Here is a 25,655-nt window from a genome sequence, read left to right as displayed (position 1 = left end):
CGCCGAGGCCGCTCTACGCCTTGCTGACGGAGCAATACCGCCGTGTAAGGATACGATCCGCTGAACGCCGGTCTTGTTCCGGCGGTCCAGTGCCCGCGAGATCGACGAAATGCTCTGACCTTGCTTCCATCGCTCCCAAAGCTCGGCCTTCTGCGCTGACGTAAACCAGATCCGTGACGTCACCATGCAACACCTCCTCATCCTCTCAGATTAAGAGTGTTGCGGCGACCTATTGAACCCACCACCCAATCTCGGCCATTCGCCGCGGCATACATCGATCCTGAAAGCTGCCATTGGTTCAGCTATGGTTGATGGCGTCCGTTATTAAGTGGTACGGCATCCGCATATCACTCAAGGCGAACTGGCAGGTCGGCATGTACGAACCGAGGTAAATACCGCCCCGACCCGAAACCTTGTTCGACATCTTCACCGCCGTGCGGACGTTCTATCGCGACGTGCTCTATACCGGGGCCGGGCCACGCCTCATGACGGGGCCGAACCCAGAAGCAATGCAGCGGTGAGCATGAGGTGCGACACGACCGGCATCGTCTGGGAAAAGCGCGTGATCATCGAGTCCTTCGTGCGAGGCAGTTCGGGCGTTTCGGAGCCAGACGCCGCCCGATGCGCGTCAGGCGGCGCGCTCCTCGATCGCGTCGACCCGATCGGGATAGAAAGCGAGGTGGTCCCTGATGGCAGAAACGCTGTCGTATGGTTCCTCGTAGGTCCAGATCGCATCCACCGAACGTGTGCCGCCCGCGGGAATGCCGAAATAGGACGCCTCGCCCTTATAGGGGCAATAGCTATGCGTGTCCGACCGGCTGAGCGCCGCCATGTCCACATCCGCGCGCGGTATATAATGGACGGCGGGATAGCTCGCCTCGCGCAGCGTGAGCGCGCGGGTGGTGTCGGCGATAACCTTGCCGCCGAGCGTCACGATCACGCGGCTGGCATTGGGGCCGATCGTGATCGGATGATCGGGTCCGGGAATCTTGATTACACGTTCGGACATGAGAAATTTCCCCGATTCAGGCTGGAAAGGTCCTGCCGAACATCGGCAAGCCGCTTTTGGATTCGGCCGCGGTGGCTTCGTCCTGCAGTACGTCCCAATGTTCCTTGAGCCTGCCGTCCTCGATGCGGACGACATCGGCCGCCACCCAGGCGGCCGGCAGGCCAGTGTTGGTGAAGCGGCCGTGGAGGATCACGAGATCGCCCTCGGCGACCGCCATGTCATGTTCGTAGCGCAGGTCGGCGGGGGCCGCGCGGATCAGATCGAACAGCCCGTCCCGGCCCGGCGCGATATGCGCGCTATGCTGGATATATTCGTCCGACCAGAAGGCGGCGGCGCGCGCATAATCGCGCCGGTTGAACAAGGCGTCGAACGCCTCGATCACGAGGGCCTTGTTCCGTTCGGGCGTCGTCATGCTGGCCTCCTTCAATGCCGTTCCACCGTGCGGGATTCAGAGCTTCGAGCCGCCGTCAACCCGCAACGTATCGCCGGAAACCCAGCGCGCCGCGTCGGAGGCGAGGAAGGCGATCGCGCCGCCGATGTCGTCCGCCTGGGCGACGCGTTGGAGCGCCTGGATGCCGAGCGTGAAGTCACGACCCTCATCGGTCTTGGCGAAGCTCGACATGTCGGTCGCGACCACGCCCGGAGCGACCGCATTGACGCGGATGCCTTTGGGCCCGAGCAGAGCGGCGAAGTGCTTGACCAAAGTGTCGATCGCGCCCTTGGTCGCGGCATAAGCCGGCAGCACGCCGACCGAGGCATGCGCTGCGAGCGACGAGGTGAAGATCACGCTCGATCCCTCGCGCAGGATGGGCAGCAGTTGCTGGACCAGGAAGAAGGGCGCGCGGACGTTGACCGCGAACAAGGCGTCGAAATCCTCGACCGTCGTCTCCTCGATCGAGACCGCCTTGGCGATGCCGGCATTGGCGACGAGGATGTCGAGCCGTTCGCCGGCGATCTCGCGGACCTTGCGGGCGAGTTCGACCGGGCCTTCGGGCGTGGCGAGATCGGCGCCGATCGCCTGGGCCCGCCCGCCGCTGGCGCGGATCTGTTCGACCACGGCGTCCGCCTCCGCGGCGTTCTTTCCGTAGTGGACCAGGATCTGCGCGCCGGCTTCGGCGAGGGCCAGGGCGGCCGCGCGGCCGATGCCGCGCGACGCGCCCGTGACGAGAGCAGTCTTGCCGTTGCAGTTCGTCATGACCCGTCCTCCTCAGGCGTTGGTGCCGCCGTCGACGGTAAGGCTTGCGCCGGTGATGTAGCCGGCTTCGGGACCGGCGACGAACGCCACCATCGCGGCGATATCGTCGACATGGCCGTAGCGCTTGAGCGCGGTGTTCGCGATCTGCGGATCGGCCCAGTCGCCCACGGCGGGGTTGAGATCGGTGTCAATCGGACCCGGCTGGACGTTGTTGACGGTGATGCCGCGCGAACCGACCTCACGCGCCAGGCCCTGCGTGAACATCTTCACCGCCCCCTTGGTCGCCGAATAGGCGACCAGACCTGGCGTCCCCATGCGTTCACCGACGCACGACCCGATCGTGATGATGCGGCCCCCATCGGGCAGATGCTTGAGCGCCGCCTGGGTGGCGATGAACACGCCGCGCAGGTTGATGTCGATGACACGGTCCATCTCCTCCAGCGTCGATTCCTCGAACGGCTTGGGGATAGCGGTGCCGGCATTGTTCACGAGGATGTCGAGCCCGCCCAGAGCGGAGACGGTCTGCTCGACCGCCGCCTGGACTGCCTTGGCATTGGTCGCGTCGGCCTGGATCGCGATTGCCTTGCCGCCCGCCGCCTCAATCGCCTTCATGACCTGAGCTGCGGCGTCCGCGCCCTGGGTGTAGGTGATCGCGACGCTCGCGCCATCGGCGGCGAGCCGCTTGGCGATGCCCGCGCCGATACCGCGCGAGCCGCCTGTAACGAGGGCGATCTTGTTGGTCAGATTAGTCACGGAACATTCCTTTCAACGTTGGGGTGCCCCGCGGCCGTGCCGCGAGGGGGGTGAGGTTTCACTTGTCGAGAAACAGGGTGGCCTCGGCCACGAACAGCTCGGGATATTGATAGATCGAGCCGTGGCCCGAATCCGGGTAGATGATGAGCTGCGCGTCAGGCAGATTCTGCTGCAGCGTTAGCGAGTGCACGGTCGGGATGATCGCATCGTCGCTGCCCTGCACGACCAGGACGGGCTGCTTGATCGACTTCAGGTAAGCGAGCGAATCCGCTTCCGGCGAGATCCACTTGCCGACCGCCTCGCCCTGCGCGGCAATCGTCTGCTCGCTCACCTCCGGATCGCGATCCTTGCGGCGCCACTTGCGCTCGAGGAACGCGAGACCGGCCTTGCGGCTGGTTCCGGTGTTCTTGAAGTGGACGTCGAGCCAGAGATGTTCGGGCGGATCATAGCTGCCGGCGAAGAATTCCGCCGAGCGGCTGAGCGTCATGTCCATCCCGCGATGGCCGGTGCCGACGAGGATGATCTTGCGGACGAGATTACCGCCCTGGAGCGCGGTCTCCTGCGCGACGAAGCCGCCGATCGAGATGCCGAGGACGTCGACCTGGCTGAGGCCCAGCGCGCGGATGAAAGCGATCACGTTGGCGCCCATTTCCTGGAAACTGGTCGGTGTCGCTCCCGACGAACTGGAGACGCCGGCATTGTCGAACAGGATCACCTCGCGGGTCTGGGCCAGGCCGTCGGTCACGGCCGGATCCCAATAGTCCATCGTACCGGTATAATGCTGGTTGAAGACGATCGGCACGCCGCCCGCCTTGCCGAAACGGCGATAGGCGAAGCGGATGCCATTGGCCTCGACATACCGGGTCGGGGCGGTTTCGTGCGTGTCGGCCGTCATCGTTCTTGCCCTTGCAAAAAGGAGCGGCGGCAATCGCCGCGCGTCCAAAAATCCGTCCTGTTCGAACCCGATCGCGATATTCCCGAAGGGCATCGCCAGCTTCTGAATTCCTTTGCTGAAGGACAGCCGGCCGCTCTCACCGAAAGCCGTTGTCGGCACCGTGACGCACTGTCCGACTGCACTTCGATGTTGCGTATCTAGGTATTTGTTGCGGCAACGAAAAAGACTTTGTATGTCATGCAACCATACCTGCTAGGCATGGCTTGAAATGGAACTGCGTCACCTCCGTTACTTCGTGGCGGTCGCCGAAGAGGGCAGCCTCACCGTCGCCGCGGAAAAGCGGCTGCACACGGCGCAACCGTCGCTCAGCCGCCAGTTGCGCGATCTGGAGCTCGAGGTCGGCGCCCAGCTCTTCACGCGCGGCGCGCGCGGCGTCGAGCTCACCCCGGCGGGGCGCGCCTTCCTCGATCATGCGCGCCTGGCGCTCGGTCAGGCGGCGGAGGCGGTGCAGGCGGCGAGGCGGGCGGCGCGCCCGGCGCGCGAGACCTTCTCGGTTGGTTTCCTGACGGGGCAGGAGGTCGACTGGCTGCCGCACGTGACGCGGATCTTGCGCGGACAATTGCCCAATATCGAGTTCAAGGTGACGAGCCTCTACTCGCCGGATCTCGGCGACGCGCTCCAGAGCGGTGAAATCGATCTGGGCTTTCTGCGGATCGAACCCCGGCCCGACGTGTCCTATCGCGTCATCGCCAAGGAACCGCTCGTCGCCATATTGCCCAGCGACCATCGCCTCGCGGCCAAAGATGCGGTCGATCCCCGCGCGCTGGCGGGAGAAATCTTCGTGGGCTTTTCGGACGTGCCCCATGTGTTGCGGGACGTCGTCGATACCTACCTGCGGCAGTGCGGCGTGGATCTCACGCCCAGCCACCATATCGACAATTTCGCGATGGGTATTTCCCTCGTCGCCTCGACGCGGGGGGTGGCCCTGCTTCCCGCTTATGTCGAACCGCTCCTGCCTTGGTCCGTCGTCAGCCGGCCGCTCATCGGCGCGCCGCCGACGATCGATCTGGCGGTCGGATATCGGGCGGATAATCCGTCGCCCGTGCTGCGGGCGTTCCTTGCCTGCATCGATCAGCTCATCGCGGCGGGGCCTGCTGGACAACGGACGAAACCCTGACACCAGGTCGCGGCGCCGAGCGCCCGCAAAATCCCCTGGATAACCTGAACATCGCATGCCCCGCAGGCTCATCGGCGACAGGTCGATCATCAGCGCAAGCCTCCGAGTGTCCAGGACTGGGGAAGGCGCCCTTCCCCATCAGGCTCTGACCGGAACCCGTGGGTCTGGTCGGGATTTGGCAATCATTTCCCACGCAGCGCGGGGCGTCTTTCACGAAGGTGCTGCAGATTGTCAGAAATTGGCAAAAAGCGTATCGGGGAGGACGTCGGTAGCTGCGGGCAATCCGTCGGATATCCGGCAAGCCGGGGACTGCGGATGCCAGTCAGCGACAGTTACGGCGAGGCCTTTGGCAGACGGCTGAACGCCAAGGTGAGTTCATTCGTCACCCGCGCCTTGCCGAGGTCCACGATCGCGGTGACCGAACTGCGCTACGACAATCCACAATTCATCCTGTCCACGCCGCCGATCGAGGAGGATGCGTTCCTCCTGGGCGTGCATCTCAAGTTTTACGAACGATACGAATATTGGGAGAATGGCAGAGCGGCGCCGGTATCCTCACTACGACCCGGCGAGACGATCATTTACGACATCAAGCGCCGGCCGACCTTTCACCTCAACAGTTCGTTCCACTCCGTGCATTTCTATCTGCCCGCGGGCGCGCTGAAAGCGGTCGCCGATGAGGCCGAAGCGCCGCATATTCACGAACTTCGCTACAAGCCGGCCGTTAGCCATTCGGATGCCTTCTTGCGCGGCATGGCTGAAGCCCTGCTGCCGGTCTTCCAGACGCCGGATCAGGCCAATCAGGTGTTCGTCGATTACCTCATGCTCGCAGTCGGGCATCATGTGGCCAGGACGTATGGCGGCATGATCCCGTTGGTAAAGCTGGTCGTCGGAGGGCTCACGCCGCTGCAGGAACGGCGAGCCAAGGAGCTTCTGCGGGCAAATCTCGCAGGCAATATCCGCCTGGCCGACCTGGCAAAGGAATGCGGCCTGTCCGCTTCGCAGTTCAGCAGGGCTTTCCGAAAAAGCGTGGGGGTTCCGCCGCACCGGTGGTTGCTTCAGGAACGTATAGAGCGCGCGAAAATCTTCCTGCGCGAAACCGAAACATCCCTCGCGGGAATCGCGTTGGCCACCGGCTTTTCGAGTCAAAGCCACTTCACGCGGAGTTTTTCCGCATGGACGGGGATAAGCCCGGGGCTGTGGCGCCGGTCTGTCTGCACGTAGCCGGCATCCTTTCGCTTCCATGGGCCCGCGGGAGGAATGTGACGGACGCATATGTTATCAGCCGCCTGTTCAGGGCGCCGAAGCCCCATTTGACGACCGCTCGACAGCTTGGAGGGCCTCGCGAGCCGCACGAACGGCAACTTTTGACGCTACCTTCCCCGAAAGCGGCCAGCCCGCAAACGGCCAAAACACGACACGCGCAGTGTGTCATCGTATGCGCTTGGCAGCGGATGGGCAAACGCTTTGATGCGGGGCAAGCCATTATAGGCTGACGTCTTGGCAAACCAGTCCGTTTTGTCTCTGAGCCCCGATGCCGCCATTGCCTCCCTCCTTCATTTCACAGAGCGCACCAACTCCTCTCGAACGGGTTGATCTGGCCGAAGGACGGCTGAAGCCTCGACCGCCTATGCCGCAATGGCGCGTCGCTCGTTTCTTCCCCTGGGCGTAGCCCATTCCTCGCGAAACCAAGAAACGCGGGCCTGCGCCATCCTCCGCTTTGCTGCGGTCGCAAGCGATGCGGCGGCGGTCGCCTTGGGCCTCACGAAGCCATCGAGGTCGCATGGTGCGGGCTCGGAAACGAAGAAAACGGAGACTGAAAATGGCTACCATCGGCACTTTCAAGAAGACCAATGCGAACGAGTTCACCGGCGAGATCGTCACCCTCAGCGTCCAGGCCAAGGGCGTTCGCATCGTCCCCGACACCCGGGCCAGCGGCGAGAACGCTCCAAGCCACCGCGTGGTGGTCGGCAAGGCCGAAATCGGCGCCGCCTGGTCCAAGCGCTCCAACGAGGGCCGTGACTATCTCGGGCTCAAGCTGGACGATCCGAGCTTCACCGCTCCGATCTACGCCAACCTCTTCGCCGACGAGGAAGGCGAGGGCCACAGCCTCATCTGGTCCCGCCCCAACCGCCGTAATGGTGAGTGAAGCGGCAAACGCCTCGCCCGGTACCGGGCGCGGCGTCTTCTGCCGGTGACCGTTGAAGCTTTCCGCGCCGCCGGGCGCCATGACCGAGCTTCCTTTCATCATGCGCTGCTTGATGCGCGATGGCGTGAAGATGGTGGAGCGCCTATCACAATTGCTGCGCGCGCCGGCGCCACTGCCTGATGGCCTCTTTGCGGTGCGAAATAGCGGCCCTCAATTGCGCACCTGATCACCGTCCCCACGCTCCTCCATCCTGGCCATCGATCGCCGTTCAATCGCGACGGCCGCAAGGAGACATCCCATGAATGCCGACGCCGCGCCATTGCCGCCGCGCTACCTGCGCACTTCGGAAGCAGCGCATTTCCTCAGTCTTTCTGCGCGTACGCTGGAGAAACATCGCACCTACGGCACCGGGCCTGCCTATCGCAAACTCGGCGGCCGAGTCGTCTACGCCGTCGACGACCTCCAGGCCTGGGTCCAGCGTGGCGCCATGACGTCGACATCCGATCCGCAGGGGTCGGTGCTGCCCGCCAAGCCTCAAGCCGCCCGCCTGATCGCCTATGCCGGGCGCGAAAGGCGCTGACCCGGCTGATCTCCCCTATGTCTGGACGCACACAGCAACCGTCGGAACGCGGACAGCTTGATCTGTTCCACGCGCTGCCCGGTGTTGTCGCGCCACGCGATGCGCAGGACCTCATGGCCTATCCCTTCTTCTCTCTGGCCAAATCCAGGCGCATCGCGCCGATCGACTTTCGCGCTGGCGATGTGGCGATCCGTGTCGAAGCGATGCCCGACCACGGCATGGCGACGATCTGGGATGCCGATATCCTGATCTGGGCCGCGAGCCATCTCGTCAACGCGCGGGATGCTGGATTGCGCACGTCGCGCCTGATGGCTGCGACGCCATACGAAATGCTGACCTTCGTCGGCCGCGGTGTCTCGAAGCGAGACTACCTGCGCCTCAAGGCGGCGCTCGATCGCCTGCAGTCGACAAGCGTCGTCACCTCCATCCGCCAACCCGCCGAGGGCCGGCGCCATCGCTTCTCATGGATCAATGAATGGCAGGAGCGCTTCGATCGGAACGGCCGCCCGCTTGGCGTCGAATTGATTTTGCCGGATTGGTTCTATCGCGCCGTTATGGACGATGCACTCATCCTGACGATTGATCGTGCCTATTTCGGGCTGACCGGCGGGCTGGACCGGTGGCTCTACCGGGTGGTGCGTAAGCATGGCGGACGCCAGCGCGCTGGCTGGCGCTTCGACATCCGGCATCTGCATCAGAAGTCCGGCAGCCTCTCGCCGCTCAAGCGCTTCGCCTTCGAACTGCGTGACATCGTGCGCCGCCAACCTTTGCCGGGATATCTGCTGTTCACGGAAGTCGAAGCCAGCGGCCGTGTGCTGCTGGCCTTCGAACCGACGCCCGCGCCGGTTGACAGGATCGTGCCATCGGGAACCCGCACCATCGTGCCATCGGGAACCGCATCCTCGTGCTTTCGGGAACGGCGATCGGCCTTAAGGGACGGGCCCGCAACGGAAAATCGCGCTCTTAACTTAGAGTCTAACTCTCAATCTAACAGTCTTGCGCGCAAGCCGCGGACTGGCGGTGGCGAGCAGGAGCGTCGGTGCGCTGGCCGGCGCGCGGGAGACGACACATGACGTCGTCTACCCGATCAACGCCGCGCGGTAACCTCACGACGGTCGAGCTGATCTGGATCGAGAAGCGGATTGAACATCGCATGCGCTTCGGACGTCCTGCCGATCAGACGATCATCGACAAGCGGCGCCGCGTCGTCGGATTTGCGCCTGGCAGTGTTTTTGCGTTCGTGCGCTGGGCGGCGAATGACTTTGGCACTGTCGTTTCGCGCATCGACATCGTGCGCGCGGCCTTGCCCGCTGAACCTTATCAGACGCTGCCTTACATCCGGCCAGGCGGCGAGATCCTGCTCAGGATCGCAGGCTGGGACAAGGTTGAGCGCGTTCTCCAACGGGTCGATGCGATCGAGGCGATGGGTCTCGATCCGGCCGAAGCCGCACCGGACTATTGGCGTCAGACCCACAACCGTCTGATTGCCGGCGCAACGCCTCGTGCCTATTCGCTCGAGCAGCACCGGGCCTTTCTGTTGCGCAAGCGGGTGACCTCATGAGCCGCGCCGCTTGCATGGCCGCATCGCTTGCGGCCGTCGTCGCGACGGTCGCTCCGGCTGTCTTGGAGATGCCGCCGCTGCTGCTGTGGAATGCATCGGCCAGCGCGCCTCTTGGGCTCTATGCGATCAGGAAAATGGCCGTACCAACGGCTGGCGCGCTCGCTGTCATCGAACCGCCAGACAAGGTCGCCCAGTTCGCTGCCAAGCGTGGCTACCTTCCCCCCGGCGTGCCGATGCTGAAACACATCGAGGGTCTTCCTGGGAGCCAAGTCTGCCGCCTAAGTCGCGTCATCACTGTCGACGGGCGCGCGGTCGGTACCGCCCTGGAGCGCGACCGCAAGGGACGCGCCCTGCCTGTCTGGCAGGGCTGCCGCGTCATCGCCGCCGCCGAAATCTTCGTCATGAATCGGAAGGTCGGGGACAGTCTCGACGGCCGCTATTTCGGCCCGTTCCCGGCGAGGTCGATCGTCGGAGCCGCGCTGCCGCTTTGGACGGACGAGAGGGGTGATGGCCACTACACCTGGCTCGCTCCGGCGAACTGAAATTCAGCCCAGCCAACAAGAGGAAAGAGATTATCGATGGCCGAGATCGGCGTCTTCCACAAAACTGAATCTGGTTATTCCGGACGCATTCGAACGCTGCTCGTGGATGCCGAGCTGGTGCTCGTGCCGACCAAAATATCTGACGGCAAGGCGCCTGATTTTCGTATCCACATCGGCGACGGCAGCGGCCCCGAGGTCGGCGCGGCCTGGAAGGAAACCGGACCGACGTCTGGAGACTATCTGTCGTGTCGATTGGAGGATCCGCTGTTTGGTCGGCGCTTTCGCGCCGGTCTCTTCCTCGCTGACAACGGCTCCTGGTCGCTGCGCTGGATTCGGCCGAAAGCGCGGCCGGAGCGTACTCGATGAGTGGGCCATCGGCGCCGAACTTTGCGCACGAATGCCGGCCCGTCAGTTGGTTGCCCGTTCGTCGTAAAGCACTTTGCCTTATCGGCGGCATGCTGATCGTCTGTCACGCAATGACAGGGGCCTTCGCACAATCCGCGCCGGCCCCGCGCGAATCCGCGGACGATCCTTATGCCGCACCTATCGCCGAGGCGTCGCATCGCTTCCGCGTTTCCGAGCGCTGGATCCGGGCAATCATGCATCTCGAAAGCGCCCGCGACCCGCGCGCCGTGTCGCGAAAGGGGGCCCTGGGCCTGATGCAGATCATGCCTGGAACCTGGGCCGAGCTGCGCCTTCGCCACCAGCTCGGCCGCGATCCCTATGATCCACACGACAACATCCTTGCCGGCACCGCCTATCTTCGCGAGCTGTATGATCGATACGGTTCACCGGGCTTTCTGGCCGCCTACAATGCGGGGCCAGGGCGTTACGAAGCCTCCTTGAAGGGCCGTCCGCTGCCGGCTGAGACCCGGGCCTATGTTGCGACGCTTCGCCCTTTCTGGGGCGGTGGTGATGCATCCGGCGCGCTCACCGCCGGTCATGCCAGGGCCGTCAGTTGGAAGGTTGCGCCGCTGTTCATCGTGCCGTCCGCGTTCATGGCCGCTTCCGGTGTTCCGTCCGAGGAAGCCCCCTCCGGCGAGGTTTCGTCGCCACCGTTGGTGCGCAGACTTTTCGCGGCCGGTTCGCAGCGCACCAGCTGTTCACTGGGTCCGACGTCCGGACACCGCAGCGATGACGAAGTCGCCGTCAGGTCGCGCCCTGGCGTCTGTTTTGACGTCGCAGCCAATGAGGCGCGGAGAGCACAGGGCAACAACCGAGGGATGGCAAGATAAAAGGGCGCACATTGCGCGGCGGTCGGTTGGTTGTATTTGCTGGGCTTTTAGCCACTTTCCGCACATTGCAGCGAACAGGCGCAATGTGTTGAAAGCATGCAAATCGTTGTATTTGTTATGTTTATGGCAGTGTGAGGGCGCGTGCCGTGTCCGATGAGGGCGAGTTCCGCGTCCGTCCAGGTCGCATTCGGTCAACACGATCCCAATCGTCGCGGCCCTTCATCGCCCAGGTGCTCGCGGCCGCCCAGAAGGCTGGCGGCGGCGTGTCGCGAGCCGGAGGGATCGGCTCAGGCAAGCGCTCCCAATTTGGACGCGGCAGGGCAGCGAGCGTCCAGGCCAACCGTTTGCTTACCGGCCGCTCCCGCATCGCCATGATCAAGACCCGCGTGGTTCGTCATTCGAAGCGTGGCGCGCCGTTGGCGCTCCACCTCAACTATCTGCGGCGCGAGGGCGTCACACGGGACGACGCGAAAGCCCGCATGTTCGGACCGGAAGTCGACGAAGCGTCGGCCACGGATTTCGTCGCGCGCTGCGAGGACGACCGGCATCATTTCCGCTTCATCGTCTCGCCCGAGGATGCCGTCGAAATGGCCGACCTGAAATCCTTTACCCGTGATCTCATGGGTCGCATGCAGAAGGATCTCGGCACCGCGCTCGACTGGATCGCGGTCGATCATTGGAACACCGACAATCCGCATGTCCACATCATCCTGCGTGGCCGGGCCGACGACGGCCATGATCTGGTGATCTCACGCGACTACATCAGCCGTGGCATGCGCGATCGCGCCAGTGACCTGGTCACGCGGGAGCTCGGCCCCCGGTCCGATCTCGAAATCCGCCGGCATGTCGAGCGTCAGGTCGAGGCCGAGCGGTGGACCGGGCTCGACCGCCAGTTGCTCCGGGACGCACGCGACAGCCGTGTCATCGATCTCGCGCCGCATGCCGATCGCCAGCCTGATGAATTCATCGTGCTCAAGGTGGGGCGGCTGCGCAGACTGGAAACTTTCGGCCTTGCCGAGCAGCTCGGTCCTGGCCAATGGGTTGTCAGCGACAGGGCAGAGGCAACGCTGCGTGCGATGGGTGAGCGCGGCGATATAATCAAACGCATGCATCGCGCACTCTCGGTCCGCGCTATCGAACGCGCGAGCGCCAGCTATGTGCTGGCCGCGGAGACCATCGAGGAGCCGGTTATCGGCCGCCTGATCGAGCGCGGGCTGGATGACGAACTCAAGAGCACCGCCTATGCGGTCATCGATGGCGTCGACGGCCGTTGCCATCACGTCCGGTTCGCCGATCTCGAGGCGGCGGGCAGCGGCGCGCCAGGCTCGATCGTTGAGCTGCGCAGATTTGAGGACGCTCAGGGGCGCCGACGGGTGGCGCTTGCCGTGCGCTCCGATCTCGATATCGAACGTCAAGTCGATGCGGACGGAGCGACCTGGCTCGACCGGCAGGCGCTCGCCCGTCCCGCGGCGGCTCTCTCCGATGGCGGCTTCGGCGCCGCGGTTCGCCAGGCGCTCGATCGGCGCGCCGAACACCTGGTCGGACTGGGGCTGGCTGAGCGGCAGCCGGGCGGAACAGTCTTTGCACGCAACTTGATCGGCACTCTGCGACAACGGGAACTCGACGCGCTGGGAAGCAGGCTGGCAGCCCAAAGTGGCCGGTCGTTCAACCGCGCCGGCAGCGGCGACTCCGTGTCGGGCACCTACAACCAGCGCTTTGCGCTTGCATCCGGCCGTTTCGCGATGATCGATGACGGCCTCGGCTTCCAGCTGGTGCCCTGGACGCCTTCTTTGGAGCGCCATCTCGGCAATCACGTGTCCGGTGTTGTCCGCGCTGATGGCGGCGCCGATTGGAGTTTCGGCCGCAAGCCCGGTCTCGGCCTGTGACGGCGCTCTCACTTGGCGCCCGGGATCTTGGGCTGCCGATCCCCTGTCTTCCTTGCCGACAGCGCGACGCGACGCGATCGGGCTGAGCCGGCTGTTGAAATTCGCATCAACCTTGCTGACCTCTCGGCACAAGGAGGACCCAATGTCGGGAACCAAAGTCCTTTGGGGGCAGATCGTCATTGTATTCCTGATCGTGCTCTTCACGATCTGGGGATCGACGCAATGGTCGGCGTGGCAGCTGGGTTATCAGGAGCAACTGGGGGCGCGGTGGTTCGTCATCGGCGGCATGCCGGTCTATTATCCGCCTGCCATCTTCTGGTGGTGGTATTTCTATGATGCCTACGCGCCTGGCATCTTTGCGCGCGGCGGCGTGATTGCCGCCTCCGGCGGCTTCATAGCGATCGCCGTGGCGATCGGCATGTCGCTCTGGCGTGCCCGCGAGGCGACGAAGGTCGTGACTTACGGTTCCGCCCGCTGGGCCGATAGGAGCGAGGTGCAGGCAGCAGGGCTGCTCGCCTCGGACGGTGTTGTGCTGGGGCGGTATGGGCCGCACTATCTACGCCATGACGGGCCCGAGCATGTGCTTTGCTTTGCCCCGACGCGTTCGGGCAAGGGTGTCGGCCTTGTCGTCCCCTCGCTGCTGACCTGGCCTGGCTCAGCAATCGTCCATGACATCAAGGGCGAGAACTGGAGCCTCACCGCCGGCTTCCGCGCCCGCCACGGCCGGGTGCTGCTGTTTGATCCGACCAATGCAAAATCGGACGCTTACAACCCTTTGCTCGAGGTTCGCCGTGGTGAATGGGAAGTGCGCGACGTGCAAAACATCGCCGACATTCTTGTCGACCCGGAAGGCTCGCTTGAGCGGCGCAACCATTGGGAAAAGACGAGCCACGCGCTTCTCGTCGGAGCGATCCTTCATGTGCTCTATGCCGGACCGGACAAGACCCTGGCCGGCGTCGCGGCATTCCTCTCCGATCCCAAGCGGCCGATCGAATCGACCTTGGCAGCGATGATGACAACGGCGCATCTGGGGCAGGACGGGCCGCACCCAGTCATCGCCAGCGCGGCCCGCGAGTTGTTGAACAAGTCCGACAACGAACGCTCCGGCGTGCTCTCGACCGCGATGTCCTTCCTTGGGCTCTATCGCGATCCGGTTGTGGCCGAGGTGACCCGCGCCTGTGGCTGGCGCATCGCCGACCTGGTCGCCGACCCTCGTCCGGCGACGCTCTATCTCGTTGTTCCACCCTCCGACATCAGTCGCACCAAGCCGCTGATCCGTCTCATCCTCAACCAGATCGGGCGCCGCCTGACCGAGGATTTGCAGGCGAGGGCGGATCGCCATCGATTGCTTCTGATGCTGGACGAGTTCCCGGCGCTCGGACGGCTCGACTTCTTCGAATCCGCGCTCGCTTTCATGGCCGGCTATGGGCTGAAAAGCTTCCTGATCGCGCAGTCTCTCAATCAGATCGAGAAGGCCTACGGGCCGAACAATTCTATTCTGGACAACTGCCATGTGCGCGTCAGCTTCGCGACCAATGACGAGCGCACCGCCAGACGCGTCTCCGACGCCCTTGGTACGGCAACCGAGCTGAAGGCGATGAAGAACTATGCCGGTCACCGGCTCTCGCCATGGCTCGGTCATCTCATGGTTTCGCGCTCGGAGACGGCGCGGCCATTGCTGACGCCCGGCGAGATCATGCAATTGCCGGCTGGTGACGAGATCGTCATGCTGGCGGGCACGCCGCCGATCCGGGCGAAAAAGGCGCGCTATTTTGAAGACCCGCGGTTGCGAGAGCGCATTCTGCCGCCACCCGCTCCTAGGGCGAGAGCCGAGCCGGAGCCTGACGATTGGACCGTGCTTCCGTTGCCGCTTCCGCCAGCGGGGTTGGCTGCGGCGCCCGTCGTGGTGAAAACCCAGCAGGAATCGACGGACTCCGAATTGCGGCGGCAACCCGAACTCGATCCTTCGGCTGCGCCGGAGCCGCCGCTCGTCAATGAATTCGAGATCGACGCGCGTGACGAGACGGATGATCTCGCTGCAAGCAGCAGCCGGGTGGCTGGCCTCGTGCGGGGCGTGGCGCGTCAGATCGCGCTCGATCCGGACGATGGCATGGAGCTGTGACGACTGTGCCGGCGACAAAGAAAAAGGTGCAGATCTCCGTCTATCTTGATCCTGCGGTGATGGCGGCGCTGCTCGAATATGCTGCCCGGCGCGATCGCTCGCAGTCGCTCATCGCTGAAGCGGCGATCGCCTCTTTTCTCTCTCCGGATGCCGACGTCCAACGCGAGGCGGCGATCTCCAGGCGTCTCGACCGGATCGACCGCCGGGTCGCGCGGCTGGAGCGCGATGTCGGCATCTCGATTGAAACGCTGGCGGTGTTCATCCGCTTCTGGCTCGCGACCACGCCTGCCTTGCCCGAACCGATGGCCCAGGCGGCGCGCGCCAAGGCAGGTGAGCGCTACGAGGCATTCGTCTCTGCTCTTGGCAGGCGCCTGGCAAAGGGACCAACCTTGCGGCAGGAAATCCCCGAAGACGTTGCGCTGTCCAGCGACGCGGAACGGCAATGATCTGAATGGCATGTCGCCGGACAGAGGCGCCGCCCGAGCGCGCGCGGCGCCACCCCGCCCTGTTGATGCCAGACGGCTTCTGTTTCTGACGCCGGTCAGTTGGCGGTTCCGCACAATTGCGACGTCGTCAATCCTGGCGGCACGTTTTCCGTGGGACCAAATCCGTACTTCGCCATGATGGTGGCGATCGTGCCGTTCGACATGACTTTCGCCAGACCCTGATTGTAGAGGTCGCGCAGATCGCCATCGTCTTTTCGGAACGCGATCGCGATGTAGCTGATCGACTTCGCGTCCGTCGTGAACGGGCTGGCGCGCTCCAGATCGGGGCTCCTGTTGCCGGCCAGCAGCCCGATCACCGTCGGGGACGAGAACACCGCGGCGTCTGTGCGGCCGGCGCGCAGTGCCGCGATGTTGGTCTCGATATCCGGGAACTGCAGGATGCGGTCCTCCGGCACGCCCTCGGTGATGGCGTTCTTGATGACATTGCTGCCGCGGCCGCCGCCCATGATCGCGTCGGATTTCTTGGCAAGATCCGCATAGCTGTGGATCGCCTTGGGGTTGCCGGCGAGCACGATCGCCGCGTCGTCCGACCTCAGATCGGGAGCGCCGAACGCGACCTGCTGGCATCGCTCCGGCGTTATCGACAGACCGGATGCGACGGCATCGAAGCGCCCGGCCATCAGGCCCGGGATCAAGGCGCCGAACTCGGTGACCTCGAAGTCGACCTGTTTGAGGCCGAGATCGGCGAAGGCAGCTCTGAGGAGATCCGGATGCCAGCCCAGCAACTCGCCGGTTCCCTCCTTCTTGTAGCCCCATGGCGAGCGATTATGGATGCCGATGACGATGCGTCCTTCCTTCAAGACGCGTTCTTTTGTGGTCTCCGCCGCGGCCGGCAACAGAGATCCAACAAGCGCGGCATAGGCGATGCAGGCCAGGCCAATGGCGGCCGATCGGGTTTGAGATTTCATCGGTGCAGTCCTCCCATGAGATTGAGTTGTTGCGCGCAGGCATTCCGCCTCAGCCGCGCGACGCTACGTTTGAAGATGGCAGTGCGTCAATATAGATGTACAAAATGTATACGAAATATTGCGATTGCAGCAGGTGAGAGCCTCTTCGTTCGTGCCGACGAGGGGAATACGTTTGCTTCGGGAGTTGCGATTGGGTTGATGGTGGAATTCGCGGGCCTTGATCTACGCGGCCTCGTGCGTATTTCCTCCAAGGTCGCCGTAGCCAACCCTGGAGGCGACGAAACGCCATCCGAAGGGCTCCCGCGCAATTGTGACAAGGCAGCCTCGCTCTTCGGCGCTTGTCAACAAGGTGCTGGCCAACAAGAAACTGCTGCCGACATCGGAGCACAGTCTCTACAGCCTGCGGCACACTTTGGAGGATCGGCTGACGGCAGTTAAGGCGCCTGAGGAAGCAATCGCTCCCTTGATGGGCCGCAAATGTATGCGGCCGAAATACGCGCCGCACCATCCTTGGCGCAGAAGCGCCTGTGTGGCTTCAAGAATCGCCTCTATTCGACCCGCGAGTATCAGACTGATGGGAACGTAGGGTTTATCATCTTCTTGTCTGTCATCAGCCAGCTTGCTCTGAGGACCATTTGACCCGTTTCGCCAGGAATTCGGCGAAAGGCTTTACATTCATCCCAACGCTAGCCTGTTCAAGCCCAGCAAGGTATGCCTTCCGGTCCTCCACTCTCACCACTGTCCAGGGATAGCCCCCTGATGCCAGCATGGCATTCATCAGAAAGCGAGCCACGCGTCCGTTTCCGTCAGGATAAGGGTGAACATAGCCGAGAAGCCAGTGCCCCAGAACAGCGCGAACTGCCGGGTCTGCTTCGGCTTCTAGTAGATCGAACAGCGCATCCATGCCGTCGAGTACCGCCTCCATACGCGGCGGTACGTGGGATGACCCCTTGAGATACACAGGATGGTTTCGATAACCGGCAAGCGCGCTCGCTTTCAATATGCCTGCACTCACTGAGGGCGCGAAGAGCTCTCTATACCATTCCCGATGCGCATCCCTTGTCAGTTTACCCGCAGGTGCGCCATCGATAATCGCGGCAACGGCATCCTTGACCTTTTGGAACGCCTGATAGTAGCCGCGGGCGGCCAGCGCATCGCGGTTCTCACGATCTGCTTCATCGATCTCTGGATTCCAGCCGCCATCGCGCACGCGGTCGATCAGTTCTGGCGTAACGCTGTAGCCTTCAATCGACAACGAATGATAGGCATCGCTCTCATAAATATCTTCCACGAATTTCATATAGCTATCCTTGTCGGACGGCAGCCCGGGTGCTTTCGGGAAAATTTCGGCCACCGCATCGCGCTGTGATTCCCAGATGGCGTGGAGCCTTGTCACGATCGGCGGCGCGCCTGACGTGATGGCAGTAACACCGACCTGTCCAGCGAAAGGATCGGACTCTCGAATGTCATAGCGTGCAGCCTTGAACGCGGCGACGATCTCGTCAGAGAAGGCATCGCGCCCTATGCGCCGAAACGCGCCGGCAAGCCGCCCGGCGATAGCCGAATGGCCTCCATCGAGCAAAAGCCCTAGCACGCCTGAGACACTGCGTAATGAAGCCATAGCAACCTGGGCTTCGATTGGGTAACGCTGGAAGAATGCCTCGGGTACACGGACTAGGGCGGCATTGACGGGAAACAGGCGCAAGCCGTTCTTCTCCGTCAGGTTTTCAGGCATATCCTTGATTTTGAGGTCGTATAGCGATGTGCCAAATAGCAGGCCGATTTTATTGTTGCCCCCGTAAGGGCTGCTGATCACCACCTGCGGTGGTATCGCAGTAGCCTCTGCGTGCAGGAGCAATGATTGCTCGGGAGAAAGGTACCACGCCTTCCCGAAACGCTCGTTGCAATACATCGCGCAAAACTCCCAGAAGCTGGCATACCAAGGCGTTGTGTCTTGCTCCGGCGCTTGTGGTCCGGTGGACACCAACCACCCTTTGATCACCTCACGGAGGAATCCGTTTTGGAGTAGGCGCTCACGATGAATCCGGGTGATCTCTTGAGATTTGAAAATGCGGCGCCCTCCTGCCTGCCGGTCTTGCAGGATGGCGAGCGATTCCGCGAGTTTTTCGTGAGGCTTAGCCATGGCCGTGCCCTTGCAAGTTTCTTGTGCCGTTCAAGCACAAGTATATAGAGCTGTGTGATCGCAAGTCAATTATGGTGTGCAAAGACAAGTTTTTGATGATGAATCATTACAAGTTTTTGACACGAAATAGCCAAGAAAAATCTTCAAAATCAATGCGATGTATGGAGAATCGCTGGCGGCGTCACCATGAAAAACCGGGTTTGTAGGAGGCAGCTAAAGCTTACGTTCCTGTTGGCAGAATGATGGCAACAGGAATTCGCGACATCGAGCTTACCCGCATCGGTTCACATTTGCCTTTCGGAACAAATGTCATATCGACGTGACAGGCCGCCCCATCCCGTAACAGTGAGGTCGCGATTGCCCTAAGGGACTTTCTGTCAAAGAACATGAGCTTGCTTTCGTCGAGGATAATGCGAGTGCCGTACCGACAACTGGCCGTCGCAAAATACCCGGTCGGTTAGATAGGTAACACTTCCGAGCGCTTGACCTGTCCCAGGGCGAAGCTGCTTTCGATCGAGGCAATGTTGTCCAGCCGCGTCAGCTTGTCCTTGATGAACCGCTCATAGGCCTCGAGGTCGCGCACCACGATGCGCATCAGGTAATCCCGCTGGCCGGTCATCAGATAGCAGTCGACCACCTCCGGCCAGCGCAGCACCGCCTGGGAGAAGCGGTCGAGATCATCCTCGCGCTGCCGTTCAAGCTTGATCGACGCAAACGCGCTGATCGGCAGGCCGAGCTTCTTCTGGTCGACGACCACGGTGTAACCCTTGATGACGCCGGCGCTCTCCAGGAGCCTGACGCGCCGGGCGCAAGGTGAAGGCGAAAGTCCGACGGCATCGGCGAGCTCGTTTGTCGTCGCCTTTGCGTTCTTCTGCAGCGCGGCGATGATTTTAAGGTCGATTGCATCGAGCGTCGGATTTGGCACGTTTCCCTCGTCTGGGCGTCACTATTGGCTGGATCAGCCAATATCATTGATAGCCTTGCTTAAGAATAGCCACTTTTGAGAGACCTTGGCCGCTATCGTTAGACCGCGATTTCACGGGAGCCGACGATGACGATCCTTTCCGAGCTTGAACGCAAGGTTCTGTGGCTGACTGTCTGGATGATCAATCATGCCAATCATGTTCGCGGGTCGGAGGACGGCCTCAAGGTCGGCGGCCATCAGGCGTCGTCCGCGTCCGCCTCGACCTTGATGACGGCGCTCTACTTCCAGATCCTCAGGCCTGAAGATCGTGTTGCCGTCAAGCCGCATGCCAGCCCTGTTTTCCATGCCATCCAGTATCTGTTCGGCAGGCAGACGCTTGAGCAGCTGCAGAATTTTCGCGGCTATCGCGGCGCGCAGTCCTACCCGTCTCGAACCAAGGATATCGACGATGTCGATTTCTCGACCGGGTCGGTCGGACTGGGCGTGGCGCAGACCCTGTTCTCCTCCCTGGTCCAGGATTATGTCAGGGCAAAAGGCTGGAATGCCGACCGGCCGGAAGGCCGGATGGTCGCCCTTCTCGGCGACGCTGAGATGGATGAAGGCAATATCTTCGAGGCTCTTCTCGAAGGCTGGAAGCACGGCCTGCGCAACACCTGGTGGGTCGTCGACTACAACAGGCAGAGCCTTGATGCGGTGGTGCGGGAAGGCCTGTGGCAGCGCTTCGAGTCCATCTTTCGCAATTTCGGCTGGGACGTGGTGATCCTGAAACATGGGACATTGCAACAGGCCGCCTTCGAGGAAGAGGGTGGCGAAAAGCTGCGGTCCTGGATCGATGCATGCCCCAATCAGCTCTATTCCGCGCTGACCTTCCAGGGCGGCGCTGCATGGCGCAGGCGCCTTCTGGACGACCTCGGTGATCAGGGACCAGTCACCCGCCTGATCGAGAAGCGCAGCGACCAAGACCTTGCCGCCCTGATGGCAAATCTCGGCGGCCATGATCTGGCGAGCATCATCGATGCCTTCGAGGAAGCGCGCGGGCATGATCGTCCGACCTGCTTCATCGCCTATACGATCAAAGGATTCGGCCTGCCGCTCGCCGGCCACAAAGACAACCATGCAGGATTGATGACGCCGGCGCAAGTCGACACGCTGCGGCAAGGCATGGGCGTCCGCGAGGGGCGTGAATGGGAGATGTTCGAGGGCCTTGCATATGATGAGGCCGCGATCCTGTCCTATCTGGCGTTGTCGCCTTTCGCGCAGCCAGCTACCCGTCGCCACAAATCCCCAGCCGTACCCGTGCCGGCACAGATCACCTGGGGCGCACAGGCCTCCATGTCGACACAGCAGGGTTTCGGCCTTCTGATGCACGAGATCGCCAAGTCGGACAGTGATTTTGCAAAGCGTGTCGTCACCACTTCTCCGGACGTTACTGTCTCGACGAATCTTGGCGCTTGGGTAAACAGGCGGGGTCTGTTCGCGCGCGGCGACCAGGCGGACATTTTTCGTGAAGAGCGCATTCCCTCTACCTTCAACTGGACGTTTTCGCCGTCGGGACAGCATTTCGAACTGGGCATCTCGGAGATGAACCTCTTCACGATGCTGTCTGCGCTGGGCTTGTCGCACTCGCTTCACGGCGAGCGCCTGCTTCCGGTGGGAACGCTCTACGACCCGTTTATCGAGCGTGGCCTCGATGCGCTCAACTATGCTTGCTATCAGGACGCTCGCTTTATCCTGGCGGCAACACCCTCCGGCGTGACGCTGGCGCCCGAGGGCGGAGCACATCAGTCGATCGCCACGCCGCTGATTGGCATGGCGCAGGACGGCCTGGCAACATTCGAGCCGGCCTATGTCGATGAGCTGGCAGTCATCCTGCGTTGGGCATTCGACTACATCCAGCGCTCCGGCGAGGCCGAGCCCGATGACCATAGCTGGCTGCGCGATCAGACTGGAGGTTCGGTCTACCTCAGGCTCTCGACGCGGCTGATCGAGCAGCCGACACGCCAGACCGGGGATCCGCTGGCGCGCGACATCGTCGATGGCGCCTACTGGTTGCGCAAACCCGGCCCGAATGCCGCTGTGGTGATCGCCTATTCGGGAGCTGTCGCGCCGGAGGCGGTCCAGGCATTGGGGCTGATGGCCGGTGACCGGCGCGATGTTGGGCTTCTTGCCGTGACCTCGGCCGATCGGCTGAACGCCGGCTGGTCGGCCGCGGCGCGGGCGCGCCAGTATGGCCATCCGCACGCCAGCAGTCATGTCGAGCGCCTGTTGGCCGGCCTCCCGGCCTCATGCGCCATCGTGACGGTGCTGGACGGGCATCCCGCCACGCTCGCCTGGCTGGGGTCGGTCCATGGCCACCGTACGCGCGCGCTCGGCGTCGAGCATTTCGGCCAGACCGGTACGATCGCGGATCTCTATCGGCATTATGGGATCGATGCGCAAGGTATCATGGCCGCCGTGCAATCGGTGTCGGCCGGCCGGCCGCTGAGGCACCTTGGCCCGCCTGACAATCCCCCAGCATCGCCTCACGGCCGGCTCACTCGATAGGGGCCGTCAATACCGGAATTCCTTGAGGGCGGCTGCCAATGGTCGGCGCCATCTTCCCGCGTGGCTAAAAGCGCGGGGAGATGAAAATGGTTGAGGCCGGCGATCTCAGGGGCAGTGAAGCGCTGCGGTCGCCGGTTGGAACGGCGGTGGCGATTGCGCATCACGGCGAACTCATCCAGGGCGTCTTCAAGGATAATGACGGGCGCCTTCATCGCGGGCTCGTGACGCTGCCAATTGCCGGCTTGAGGTCGGAGGCACGCTTTGCCAGCAGCGACGCAGATGCGGTCGTTGTCCACCCCGATCATAAGGTCAAGGCGTCGGCAGCCGCGCGGCTCACGCTCGATTTCTTGAACGTCACCGGCGGCGGCCAGCTGACACTTCAAAGCGCAATTCCGGTGGGGCACGGCTACGGCTCATCGACGGCTGACGTTGTCGCTTCCATTCGTGCTGTCGCCGCAGCCGTTGACGTCCAACTGCGACCGTCAAGCATCGGGCGTCTGGCGGTGGCTGCCGAGCGCGCCAGCGACGCGATCGCGTTCGACGATCACGCAGTGCTTTTCGCGCAACGAGAAGGCACGGTTATCGAGAATTTCGGAGGCTCCCTGCCGCCGCTGCTGTTGGTCGGCTTCAAGGCAAATGGCGGGGTCCCGGTCGACACATTGCAGCTGCCGCCCGCACGCTACGATAGTGCCGAAATCCAGGAATTCGGCGTGCTTAGGGCGCTGGTGGCGCGGGCGGTTCGCCTCCAGGATCCCTATCTTCTTGGACGCGCCGCCTCGGCCAGTGCCCTGATCAGTCAACGGTACTTGCCGAAACAGGGCTTCGGCGAGATCGCCGAAATCGCCCGGCGAGCCGGGGCGTGCGGGGTGCAAGTCGCTCATAGCGGCTCGTTGTTCGGCCTGATTTTCGACCTTTTCGCATCGAATCTGAAGCGACGGGCGGCCCTGGTCGCGCAGCAGATAAGACGTGCCGGCTTCAAGGATGTCGAGGTCCATCTGGTCAATGCGGAGGGCTGGACATGGTGACCCTCGACGTGGACTATTTCAGGGACCTTGAGACCCCGCGCCTTGCGCGCCTGGCGCCAAATCTCGTGGCCGCGGCGTTTCCGCTGATGAAGCTGATGCCGGCTCGCCACATTCTGGATCGAGCAGCGTCGGATGGCGAACTGAAGGCAGGCTCCCACATTGTCGAGACGACGTCGGGCACGTTCGGCATGGCGGTCGCGCTGCTGGCGGCGGCGCGTGACTATCGCCTTACGCTCGTCACCGCTTCAACGCTGATCGATGCCAAATACAAAGCCCGCCTGGAGCGCATCGGCGCCACGGTCATCGCCCTTGACGATCCGCGCGGCGACGGCAATCAGCCTGGCCGGCTGGAGCGCCTCCAGGAAATCCTGGCCAACGAGCCGGACGGCTTCTGGACCCGCCAATACGACAGTCCGGGCAACTGGCTTGCCTATGCGCGGCTGGCCGAACTTTTCATCCGGGCAATGGGCAAGGTTGACTGCCTCGTCGGCTGCGTCGGTACGGGCGGCTCGCTATGCGGCACCGCGTCCTTTTTGCGAACGGTCTTTCCGCATCTGACGGTGTTTGCCGTCGATACCCATTGCAGCATCCTGTTCGGACAGCCCGTCGGCAAACGCATGCTCCGGGGCCTGGGCAACAGCGTGCTTCCTAAAAATGTCAGGCATGAGCTTGTCGACGAGATCCATTGGGTTGGCGCCTATCCGGCTTACATGACCGCGCATCGTTTGCTGCGCGAGCACGGCCTCTTCATGGGGCCGACCAGCGGCGCCGCCGCGTTGGTGGCACAATGGGTTGCAACGACCCTTCCGGATGCGCAAGTGACGGTCATCATGCCTGACGAAGGCCATCGCCATGCCGAGACTGTCTACAATGACGAATGGCTCAGCGCGCTGCCTGGCTGGCCCTGCAAGGAACTGTCCGAGCCAAGGACGCTGACCACCATCGCACCGGCCGCAGAAACGCAATGGACGCGCTTTCTTTGGCTGCGTCGCAGTCTCGACGATGTGCTGAACACGTGCGAAGCAAGCGAAGTGCCACCGGTTGCCGGTGCGGCGGAAAATCTATGAAACGAGATCCAGCCCGTTTTTGTCGAGCCAGCGCCAGGCATCGTCCGTCGTCTGGAAGACCTGATCGTGTTCGTTCAATCCCGCGGACCGATCCAGGTCCTTGAGACCGCTGGCTGTCACGACGGCCACGACACGGTCCGTGGCTGCGATGACACCTTGGGCCTTCAATGTCGATATCGCCATCAGTGGCGTGACCGACGCCAGTTCGGCAAAGATCCCTTCGTCCCGCGCAAGGCGCTCCTGCATCGCGATTAGGCCGTGATTGCTGACGGGGACGGCGTGCCCGCCGGATTCGCGCAGGGCCTTCAGCGCCTGAAAGGTGCTGCGCGGCGTTCCGATCGATACGGCCAAGCTGTCGAAAAGCATTTTGCGTTCACTCAACGCATCGGCGCCGCTGGCCAGAGCGTCCGCCAGCGACCCATGCACCTCCGCTGCGACGAGACGAGGCAGGCGCGTGATCGACCCTTGCGCGAACAACTCGCAAAAGCCGGCCCACACACCGGACAGGGCATCGCCGTAGCAGACCGGCAGGACGCACCAGTCCGGCGCCGTGCCATCTGATTGCTCGACGATCTCATAGGCGATCGTCTTATAGCCTTCGATGCCGAGTGGATGGCTGCCGACGACCGGACCGTGATAGGGCGATGCGATGAACCAGTCGTAACGGGCCGCTGCCTGTTCAAGCAGCGACCATCGGTCCATTTTGCTGACCAAGGGCAGGACCGTCGCGCCGTATTTGCGGATCTGCGCCAGCATCGCGCCGGCCGATCCCGCGAAAGTGGTGACGATGCATTTCAACCCCGCGCGGGCAGCGTAGGCCGCCAGCGAAGCGCCGGCGTTTCCCGATGAGGCGGTGGCGACAATTCTCGCGCCGCGCGCGCGCGCCACGCTGACCGCGATGGTCGAGAAGCGGTCCTTGTGCGACCAGGTCGGGTTCCGGCCTTCGTCCTTGATTGCAAGATCCGGCACGCCGAGAAACGCACCGATGCGCGGCGCGGCCAGCAATGGTGTCAGCCCCTCGCCGAGGCTCACCGCCTCCGCTTCTGTACAAGGCAGCATATGCGCAAAACGCCACAGCGAGCGCGAACTGGTGGCGCCGGCCAAGAGGGGAGACCGCGGGGCCGCATAGACCGGGCGAAGATTTGCCGGCGCGGTGTCTTGGCACCGCGCGCATCCTTTGGAGTCGATTGTGACATCGGCGGGGTAGGAAGCGCCGCATCGGATGCAGACGAGTTCCAGGACCTGGCTTGTGTCCATACCGGGACGGCTAACCTCGCCTGAGGAATGCGCGGACACGTCGTGCGCGAGGTCGCGAAACGGCCGGCTCGTCATGGCTATTCCTTGTCCGGAAAACGATGAATTCGCTTGTTGGTTCAAACAGCCAACAGCACGGCTGTCAATGCGGAATGTGCACTATAGTGTGTCGCACCATA

The 25,655-nt window shown here is 63.0% G+C and carries 25 protein-coding genes and 1 pseudogene; 16 read left to right on the top strand and 10 right to left on the bottom strand.

Annotated elements, in window-relative coordinates; translation table 11 throughout:
* The 6 genes and pseudogenes from AC1D1L_RS31270 to AC1D1L_RS31245 form a co-directional block, all read right to left on the bottom strand.
* Window positions 1–186: pseudogene (locus tag AC1D1L_RS31270) on the bottom strand (IS30 family transposase); the annotation flags it as partial.
* A 442-nt stretch (window positions 187–628) separates the two neighbouring features.
* Complete coding sequence (locus AC1D1L_RS31265; protein WP_477345267.1) at window positions 629–1,009, bottom strand: DUF427 domain-containing protein; 381 nt, start codon at window positions 1,007–1,009, stop codon at window positions 629–631.
* A 16-nt stretch (window positions 1,010–1,025) separates the two neighbouring features.
* Window positions 1,026–1,421 carry a nuclear transport factor 2 family protein gene (locus tag AC1D1L_RS31260; protein WP_477345266.1) on the bottom strand — a complete coding sequence of 132 codons (396 nt, stop codon included), beginning with the start codon at window positions 1,419–1,421 and terminating at the stop codon, window positions 1,026–1,028.
* 36 nt (window positions 1,422–1,457) lie between these two features.
* Complete coding sequence (locus AC1D1L_RS31255) at window positions 1,458–2,204, bottom strand: SDR family NAD(P)-dependent oxidoreductase (RefSeq protein ID WP_477345264.1); 747 nt, start codon at window positions 2,202–2,204, stop codon at window positions 1,458–1,460.
* A 12-nt stretch (window positions 2,205–2,216) separates the two neighbouring features.
* Entirely contained in the window at window positions 2,217–2,957 is a 741-nt protein-coding gene (locus tag AC1D1L_RS31250) for a 3-oxoacyl-ACP reductase family protein (protein WP_477345262.1), read from the bottom strand.
* 58 nt (window positions 2,958–3,015) lie between these two features.
* Window positions 3,016–3,852 (bottom strand): alpha/beta fold hydrolase, encoded by an 837-nt coding sequence (locus AC1D1L_RS31245; RefSeq protein WP_477345260.1) that lies wholly within the window; start codon window positions 3,850–3,852, stop codon window positions 3,016–3,018.
* Window positions 3,853–4,120: 268 nt separating this feature from the next.
* Between AC1D1L_RS31245 and AC1D1L_RS31240 the strand changes: the two genes are divergently transcribed.
* The 13 genes from AC1D1L_RS31240 to AC1D1L_RS31180 all read left to right on the top strand — a co-directional run bounded on the left by AC1D1L_RS31240 (window position 4,121) and on the right by AC1D1L_RS31180 (window position 15,550).
* Complete coding sequence (locus AC1D1L_RS31240; protein ID WP_477345259.1) at window positions 4,121–5,029, top strand: LysR family transcriptional regulator; 909 nt, start codon at window positions 4,121–4,123, stop codon at window positions 5,027–5,029.
* Between the two features lie 315 nt (window positions 5,030–5,344).
* Window positions 5,345–6,253 carry a helix-turn-helix domain-containing protein gene (locus AC1D1L_RS31235; RefSeq protein ID WP_477345258.1) on the top strand — a complete coding sequence of 303 codons (909 nt, stop codon included), beginning with the start codon at window positions 5,345–5,347 and terminating at the stop codon, window positions 6,251–6,253.
* A 598-nt stretch (window positions 6,254–6,851) separates the two neighbouring features.
* Window positions 6,852–7,178: a DUF736 domain-containing protein gene (locus tag AC1D1L_RS31230; protein ID WP_113190782.1), complete on the top strand. Its 327-nt coding sequence runs from the start codon at window positions 6,852–6,854 to the stop codon at window positions 7,176–7,178.
* Window positions 7,179–7,230: 52 nt separating this feature from the next.
* Entirely contained in the window at window positions 7,231–7,404 is a 174-nt protein-coding gene (locus AC1D1L_RS31225; protein WP_477345256.1) for a hypothetical protein, read from the top strand.
* 72 nt (window positions 7,405–7,476) lie between these two features.
* Complete coding sequence (locus tag AC1D1L_RS31220) at window positions 7,477–7,758, top strand: helix-turn-helix transcriptional regulator (protein WP_140523012.1); 282 nt, start codon at window positions 7,477–7,479, stop codon at window positions 7,756–7,758.
* Window positions 7,759–7,775: 17 nt separating this feature from the next.
* Entirely contained in the window at window positions 7,776–8,831 is a 1,056-nt protein-coding gene (locus AC1D1L_RS31215; RefSeq protein WP_477345254.1) for a replication initiator protein A, read from the top strand.
* Window positions 8,828–9,319 carry a DUF2840 domain-containing protein gene (locus AC1D1L_RS31210; protein ID WP_477345271.1) on the top strand — a complete coding sequence of 164 codons (492 nt, stop codon included), beginning with the start codon at window positions 8,828–8,830 and terminating at the stop codon, window positions 9,317–9,319. Before AC1D1L_RS31215 ends, AC1D1L_RS31210 begins: the two co-directional genes overlap by 4 nt.
* Window positions 9,316–9,861 (top strand): S26 family signal peptidase, encoded by a 546-nt coding sequence (locus tag AC1D1L_RS31205; protein WP_477345253.1) that lies wholly within the window; start codon window positions 9,316–9,318, stop codon window positions 9,859–9,861. Before AC1D1L_RS31210 ends, AC1D1L_RS31205 begins: the two co-directional genes overlap by 4 nt.
* Before the next feature lie 36 nt (window positions 9,862–9,897).
* Window positions 9,898–10,227, top strand: coding sequence for a DUF736 domain-containing protein (locus AC1D1L_RS31200; RefSeq protein ID WP_477345251.1), 330 nt, complete (start codon window positions 9,898–9,900; stop codon window positions 10,225–10,227).
* The gene (locus AC1D1L_RS31195; protein ID WP_477345249.1) at window positions 10,224–11,096 is read left to right on the top strand and encodes a lytic transglycosylase domain-containing protein; all 873 of its coding nucleotides are present in this window, start codon (window positions 10,224–10,226) and stop codon (window positions 11,094–11,096) included. Before AC1D1L_RS31200 ends, AC1D1L_RS31195 begins: the two co-directional genes overlap by 4 nt.
* A 146-nt stretch (window positions 11,097–11,242) precedes the next feature.
* Window positions 11,243–12,982, top strand: coding sequence for a relaxase/mobilization nuclease domain-containing protein (locus AC1D1L_RS31190; protein WP_477345248.1), 1,740 nt, complete (start codon window positions 11,243–11,245; stop codon window positions 12,980–12,982).
* Between the two features lie 142 nt (window positions 12,983–13,124).
* On the top strand, window positions 13,125–15,104 hold the full coding sequence (locus AC1D1L_RS31185; RefSeq protein WP_477345246.1) for a conjugal transfer protein TraG: 1,980 nt from the start codon (window positions 13,125–13,127) through the stop codon (window positions 15,102–15,104).
* A gap of 5 nt (window positions 15,105–15,109) precedes the next feature.
* Window positions 15,110–15,550 (top strand): CopG family transcriptional regulator, encoded by a 441-nt coding sequence (locus AC1D1L_RS31180; protein ID WP_477345244.1) that lies wholly within the window; start codon window positions 15,110–15,112, stop codon window positions 15,548–15,550.
* 95 nt (window positions 15,551–15,645) lie between these two features.
* Here AC1D1L_RS31180 and ehuB read toward each other — a convergent pair whose 3' ends face one another.
* The 3 genes from ehuB to AC1D1L_RS31165 all read right to left on the bottom strand — a co-directional run bounded on the left by ehuB (window position 15,646) and on the right by AC1D1L_RS31165 (window position 19,586).
* Window positions 15,646–16,518, bottom strand: coding sequence for an ectoine/hydroxyectoine ABC transporter substrate-binding protein EhuB (gene ehuB, locus AC1D1L_RS31175; RefSeq protein WP_477345242.1), 873 nt, complete (start codon window positions 16,516–16,518; stop codon window positions 15,646–15,648).
* 610 nt (window positions 16,519–17,128) lie between these two features.
* Window positions 17,129–18,661 (bottom strand): Fic family protein, encoded by a 1,533-nt coding sequence (locus AC1D1L_RS31170; RefSeq protein ID WP_477345240.1) that lies wholly within the window; start codon window positions 18,659–18,661, stop codon window positions 17,129–17,131.
* 457 nt (window positions 18,662–19,118) lie between these two features.
* Window positions 19,119–19,586, bottom strand: a complete 468-nt coding sequence (locus tag AC1D1L_RS31165) for an Lrp/AsnC family transcriptional regulator (RefSeq protein ID WP_477345238.1) — start codon at window positions 19,584–19,586, stop codon at window positions 19,119–19,121.
* Window positions 19,587–19,712: 126 nt separating this feature from the next.
* Here AC1D1L_RS31165 and AC1D1L_RS31160 point away from each other — a divergent pair, with 126 nt between their 5' ends.
* The 3 genes from AC1D1L_RS31160 to AC1D1L_RS31150 all read left to right on the top strand — a co-directional run bounded on the left by AC1D1L_RS31160 (window position 19,713) and on the right by AC1D1L_RS31150 (window position 24,222).
* Window positions 19,713–22,130 (top strand): transketolase, encoded by a 2,418-nt coding sequence (locus tag AC1D1L_RS31160; RefSeq protein ID WP_477345237.1) that lies wholly within the window; start codon window positions 19,713–19,715, stop codon window positions 22,128–22,130.
* Between the two features lie 146 nt (window positions 22,131–22,276).
* Entirely contained in the window at window positions 22,277–23,155 is an 879-nt protein-coding gene (locus AC1D1L_RS31155; protein ID WP_477345235.1) for a GHMP family kinase ATP-binding protein, read from the top strand.
* Window positions 23,149–24,222, top strand: coding sequence for a PLP-dependent cysteine synthase family protein (locus AC1D1L_RS31150; RefSeq protein ID WP_477345233.1), 1,074 nt, complete (start codon window positions 23,149–23,151; stop codon window positions 24,220–24,222). Before AC1D1L_RS31155 ends, AC1D1L_RS31150 begins: the two co-directional genes overlap by 7 nt.
* Here the strand turns inward: AC1D1L_RS31150 and AC1D1L_RS31145 are convergent.
* Complete coding sequence (locus tag AC1D1L_RS31145) at window positions 24,217–25,479, bottom strand: threonine synthase (RefSeq protein ID WP_477345269.1); 1,263 nt, start codon at window positions 25,477–25,479, stop codon at window positions 24,217–24,219. The genes AC1D1L_RS31150 and AC1D1L_RS31145 overlap by 6 nt on opposite strands.
* Between the last annotated feature and the right edge of the window lie 176 nt (window positions 25,480–25,655).

It is taken from the genome of Mesorhizobium sp. P2_D6 (assembly GCF_056404315.1).
This window is presented reverse-complemented; position numbering and strand designations above follow the sequence as displayed.